The organism is Nitriliruptor sp., from assembly GCF_040882075.1.
Lineage (GTDB): Bacteria > Actinomycetota > Nitriliruptoria > Nitriliruptorales > Nitriliruptoraceae > Nitriliruptor.
The window spans coordinates 1-5535 of the sequence record NZ_JBBEBZ010000059.1; the positions used below are offsets into that span (position 1 = coordinate 1).

Here is a 5535-nt window from a genome sequence, read left to right on the forward strand (position 1 = left end):
GGACTCAGGCCACCATCGACCAGCTCGGCTACCAGTACCGTCGGCGTCCGCGTCCCGGACACCACCGGGGTCCCTCCACGGACGTTTGGGTCGATGTCGATGTGGGCGGCGGGATGTAGGGCGATGACCTCACCGTCACGGACCTCTGCGTTCAGCTTCTTCCAGACCTCGTCAAGCGTCAGGAGGATCTGGCCGCCGCGGCTCGCGAGCACCTCGGCCTGCGGGTCGTCTGTCGGAGTCCAGACGATCTCGCGGCCACTCGCTCGGCACTCGGCGTGGACGATGTGCTGCACGTCGGCAACCGTCCGGAGCCAGTCGACGGCACGCCGGATGGTCTGGGTCGGAAGCTGGCCGCGGAGCCTGTCGATCACCACCAGATCGCGAAGGTCGAGGAACGAAAAGAGCATCGGCCGGGCAAGCGACACGGACGGCTCGACGAGCCCCGTGCGGACCCAGTAGTGGACCGTGGAGCGGGGCACGTGGGTCAGCTCTGCGGCTTCACCGGCCGTGTAGAAGCCTCCGTCGGTCAAGGTGTTCCTCCCATGACGTCAATGCAGCGTAGTCCTGAGGGGGACAGCGGGTGCCGGAACCACCACCAAACCGGCTACTGGCATCGCTGTACCCAGGCACAGAGCGAGCCGGAATCCGTCATACCGGCTGAGAGCGGCAGCAGATCCACCACGCCCAGAACGGTCACGGTCGGGAGGAGTTCGCCTCATGCCCTGAGGCCCTCGACTACCTGCTCCACGATGCCCTCCAGGATCGAGAGCAGGACTTCAGGGAACCGAGGGTCGGGGGCGGGGCTACCGACCCGCCCCGGTCGAGCCCGGTACGTGGTGGCTCGAGCTCGGGATCGCCGCCGTCGCCCCGAGTGGCGCGACCTGGGAGGCGGCGATCACCTGCGTGGACCCCGAGGTCGGGGCCCCGTTCCGCTCCGCGCCGGTGGACCCGAGCCTCGTCGTCGATCCCGACCCTGGCTGGTACCACGCGGACCTGCACGTCCACGGCTACCACTCGGCGGGCGATGCCCCAGAGTGGGACGACATCGTCGAACAAGCCCGGGTGGCCGGGCTCGAGGTTCTGCCGGTCACCGAGTACGTGACCGGGCAGCACTGGGACGAGCTCGGTCCGGTGCAGGCACGCAACCCCGACCTGTTGCTGTGGCCCGGCCGCGAGGTCATCACCTACTTCGGTCACGCCATCGTGCTCGGCGAGACCCGGTCCGTGCTCGAGTACCGCCACGGGTTCGAGGACGTGTCGATGGTCGCGATCCAGGACCGGACGCTCGCGGACGGTGCGCTGTTCGGCGTCGCCCACCCCACCACCTTCTCGGGACCGCTGTTCGCCAGCTTCTGCCGTGGGTGCGAGTACACGCTCGGCGACGTGACCGACTGGTCCCGCGTCGACACGATCGAGGTGCTGACGGGTCCCGTGCTCGCCACGAGCGCCGAGGCCGGCATCCCCTTCGACCCGGGAGCTCGCATCGCCAACCCGTTCCTGCGTACCGCCATCGAAGGGTGGGACGAGCTGCTCCAGGCCGGGTTCCGGATCACGGCCGTCAGCGGGTCCGACTCGAAGGCCAACGAACCCGAGGACGAACGTGATCGCGTCGGCATCGGGTCGTCAGCGACCGCGATCCTCGCCGACGAACTGTCGCGTCCGGCACTCGCCGAGGGCCTGCGCTCCGGGCGGGCCTACGTCCGCAGCCTCGGCGCGCTGCGCAGTCCCGAGCTGGACATCGTCGCGACGGCTGACGACGGATCCACCGCCGGGATCGGCGACGACCTCGCGGCCGACGCTGCTGACCTGGCCATCACCGTCACCGGTGGTGTGGGGGACACCATCGTGCTCATCCGCAACGGTCAGCGTCACGGGCCGGCGATCGAGGTGACGAGCGATCCGTTCACCGCCACCGTGCCGATCGAACGGGATCCAGCCGGCGAGGGTCCGCTCGGCACCTGGGTCCGCGTGGAGACCATCCGCGCGGTCGAGATCGTCGACGGGGTGGCGCTGCCGGACCAGCTCGCCGATCTCCCCCTCGACGTCCCCGCCGACGCCGACGTGCTGCGCTTCCCATCCACCCTCGCCAACCCCGTCTTCCTCACCGGGGCGACATCGCCTGACGACGGTGCCGGTGCCGGTGCCGGTGACGGCGAGAACGCGCCGCCCGCTACCGGCGGGGAGGGCACCGGAGGTGGTGAGGCCGCTGACCGGCCGTTGCCGGTCACCGGTCCGATGGGCCCGATCACGGCCGGCCTGGTGCTCCTGGCCGCGGGAGCAGCGCTCACCTGGCGCCGGGCGAGCTCGCGTGGGACGACGCCGACCGCTCAGCGGGCCTCGATGTAGAGGGACTGCATCGCGGTCCCGATCCGGCCCGCCTCGTCGTACAGCGTCGAGGTGGTCAGCCCCACACCGGCCGGCTGCGCGACCGATCGTGAGTCGAGCGCGACCCACTCGCCGACCGGGAGCCGGTGCACGTCCACCGTGAGGTCCGGGTTGAGGTAGAGGTAGCGGTCGATCTCCAGCGGGGGCGCGAGCCCGTTGCCGAAGTCCGATGCGGCCGCGACGCGGGCGATCGGTGTCGTCGGGACGTCCTCGGCGATCGGGACGCCGAGCCGGAACCACGCGGTGCCCGGCCCCGGCGCGCCGAGCACGCTGCCGAGGGTCGGGCGGACCTCGACGGCGGTCCAGAACCCGGTGCCCCACTCATCGCCGGCTCGTTCGACCTCGGTCGCCGCCTGCTGTGGGCCCGGGGTCGGAGGCGGGTCGTCGTACGCGGCTCCTGCCGGGAGCTCGACCTGCCCGGAACGGACCCGGAGCGCCCGGCACCGCACGAGCTCGGTCCCGTCGTCGCCGGTCAGATCAGCTTCGACGACCTGGACGCGTTTGCCCTCGCGGATCACCTGCACGGCCGCCCTGACGGGTGCCAGCGGCACGGGTCGCATGATGTCGTAGGTGAGCCGGACGATCTGGAGCGGTGCCAGCGACGGGCTGGTGTCGATGAGGGCGGCGAGCAGGGCCGACGGCGCACCACCGTGGCAGCTACCGGGGTCCCACGGACCCCGCGCGAGCTCCGTCGCCACGTACCGGTCCCCGTCGCGGTCGAACAGCACCTCGGTCACGGCAGCTCCTCACTCACCTCGGGTCGGGCGAGCCTAGGGTCGGCCGTTGCCGCGTCCCGCCGCCGTCACCAGCGATGGCGTACGGCGGGTGACACCGACCGGCGGCGCGGGAGGGCCGTCGGCCGTAGAGTCCGCCCTGCTCACGTCCGGCTGGAGACCCTTGCTCGAACCACTCGGCGAACACGATCTGCTCGTCTTCTGGGCGCAGTTCACCTTCCTGCTGATCGTCGCTCGGGGGCTCGGCTCGCTGTTCAAGCGGCAGGGCCAACCGGCGGTCGTCGGTGAGCTGCTCGCTGGGCTGCTCATCGGCCCGTCGGTCTTCGGGCGCTTCCTGCCGGACGCCGCCGGTTGGCTCTTCCCGGGGTCCACCTCCGAGAGTGCCCCGATCCTGACGATCGCGTGGGTGGGGGTCGCGCTGCTGCTGCTCGAGACCGGGTTCGAGACCGACCTCGGGCTCCTACGCCGCCTCGGTCGCCAGGCCGCGGCGGTGTCCCTCGGCAGCCTCATCGTCCCACTGGTCATGGGGTTCGCGCTCGGGTGGTTCATGCCGGGGGACCCGTTCGTCGGGCCAGCCGGGTCGCAGTTCACGTTCGCGGCGTTCATCGCCGTCGCGATGTCGATCTCGGCGTTGCCGGTCGTCGCTCGCATCCTGACCGAGCTCGATCTGATGCGTCGCGACATCGCGCAGGTCACGGTCGCAGCGGCGATGGTCAACGACCTCGTCGGGTGGATCCTGCTCGGGACGCTGTCCGGCATCGTGGCCTCCGGTCAGCTCGCGCTCGGTCAGAGCATCGTGACCGTCGTGGCGATCGCGGCGTTCTTCACGTTCGCGCTCACGATCGGGCAGCGCCTCACCGACACCTCGCTGCGCGTCGCCCGACAGGTCAGCGCCGGGATCAGCGGCCCCCTCACCGTGACCATCGTGGTCATGCTGGTGGCCGCGACCGTCACCCAGGCGATCGGTGTCGAGGCGGTGCTCGGCGCGTTCGTGGCCGGCATCGTCATCGGCCGCTCGCCCTACCAGCACCCGGAGGTCCGCCGCACGATCGAGCTGCTGGCCGCCGCCGTGTTCGCGCCGATCTTCTTCGCGTCAGCCGGGATCTACGTCGACCTCGGCGCGGTCGCGTCACCGTCGGGGTTGGCGTGGACGGTCGGCGTCATCGTCGTTGCCACCGTCGCCAAGCTGGTGGGTAGCTACGTGGGCGCACGTGCCGGCGGGATGACCACGAGCGACGGGCTGGCCATCGGGATCGGGCTCAACGCCCGTGGCGCCATGGAGATCGTGCTCGCGACCATCGCCTTCAGCCTGGGGGTCTTCAGCACCGACGCGTACACGATCGTGGTGATGATGGCGATCGTCACCTCGCTGGTCGCGCCGCCGCTGCTCCGACGAGCACTCCGCGACGTCCGGCCGAAGGGTGACGAGGCAGCACGGCTCGAACGCGAGGAGGTGCTCGACGCGAGCGTGATCGCCTCGACGAGTCGGGCGTTGCTGCCCACGCGCGGCGGTGTCAACGCTGGTGTCGTCGCGACCACGCTGGACCTGCTGCTGCAGCCCGAGGCGGTCGTCACCGTCATGACCGTCCACGATCCGGATGCACCGCCTGAGGAGTGCCGCTGCGACGAGGCGCTCGGGGGAGCAGCGGCGCAGTTCACCCGTCGTACCGCTGCGCGTCGCCGGCGGACGGCGACCGATCCCGCGGAGGCGATCCTCGCCGAAGCCGAGCTCGGGTACGGGCTCGTCGGCGTGGGCCTGACCGAGGAGTTCCGCGACACCCACGAGCTGTCGAACGTCCTGCAGCTCCTCATCTCGCACAGCAAGGTCCCGCTGCTCCTCGTCCGGCACGGTGCCGAAGGCGCGGTCGACGTCACGGCAGCGCGACGGATCCTCGTGCCGGTGACCGGTGTGCTCACCGGCCGTGCCGCTGAGGAGGTCGGTGCGGTCCTCGCGGCTGGGCTCGACGCGCACCTCGATCTCGTGCACGTCGTGACGCGCAGCGACCGCGGCGGCGACACGGGGCAGCGGGTCCCCCTCGACGTCGGTGGGCGCGGGACGGGGACCGAGTCGACCGCGCGATCGGTGCTCGACCAGGCCGTCCAACGCGCCTCACGGTTCGGGGCGGACGCCACCGGGAGCGCGAGGACGGGTGCCGTGACGCCCGAGGCCATCCTGGCGGCAGCACAGGACCTCGGCTCCGATCTGATCGTGCTCAGCGCGCGCTCCCGCGCCGTCGAGGGCAAGCCGTTCCTCGGTCACGGGACCGAGTACCTGCTCGAGCACGCACCCCAGACCGTCGTCACCGTGATCTTCCCGCCCGAGGGCGAGGAAGGCGACTGAGGCGGGTTCGCTGCCCTGGAGGGCGGGTGCTACCTTCCCGCGCGCACCACGGGGCGTTAGCTCAGTTGGCTAGAG

4 protein-coding genes are annotated in these 5535 nt (G+C 71.2%); 2 read left to right on the forward strand and 2 right to left on the reverse strand.

From position 1 onward, the window contains the following. On the reverse strand, positions 1-530 hold a 530-nt coding region (locus tag WEB03_RS02835), incomplete at its 3' end, for a MerR family transcriptional regulator (protein WP_368069456.1). Between the two features lie 373 nt (positions 531-903). Between WEB03_RS02835 and WEB03_RS02840 the strand changes: the two genes are divergently transcribed. Further along, complete coding sequence (locus WEB03_RS02840; RefSeq protein ID WP_368069457.1) at positions 904-2346, forward strand: CehA/McbA family metallohydrolase; 1443 nt, start codon at positions 904-906, stop codon at positions 2344-2346. Here WEB03_RS02840 and WEB03_RS02845 read toward each other — a convergent pair. Continuing rightward, entirely contained in the window at positions 2328-3122 is a 795-nt protein-coding gene (locus WEB03_RS02845) for a thioesterase family protein (protein ID WP_368069458.1), read from the reverse strand. The genes WEB03_RS02840 and WEB03_RS02845 overlap by 19 nt on opposite strands. Positions 3123-3282: 160 nt before the next feature. On the opposite strand from WEB03_RS02845, the gene WEB03_RS02850 reads away from it, so the two are divergent. Beyond that, positions 3283-5460 carry a cation:proton antiporter gene (locus tag WEB03_RS02850; protein ID WP_368069459.1) on the forward strand — a complete coding sequence of 726 codons (2178 nt, stop codon included), beginning with the start codon at positions 3283-3285 and terminating at the stop codon, positions 5458-5460. The last annotated feature ends 75 nt before the right edge of the window (positions 5461-5535 follow it).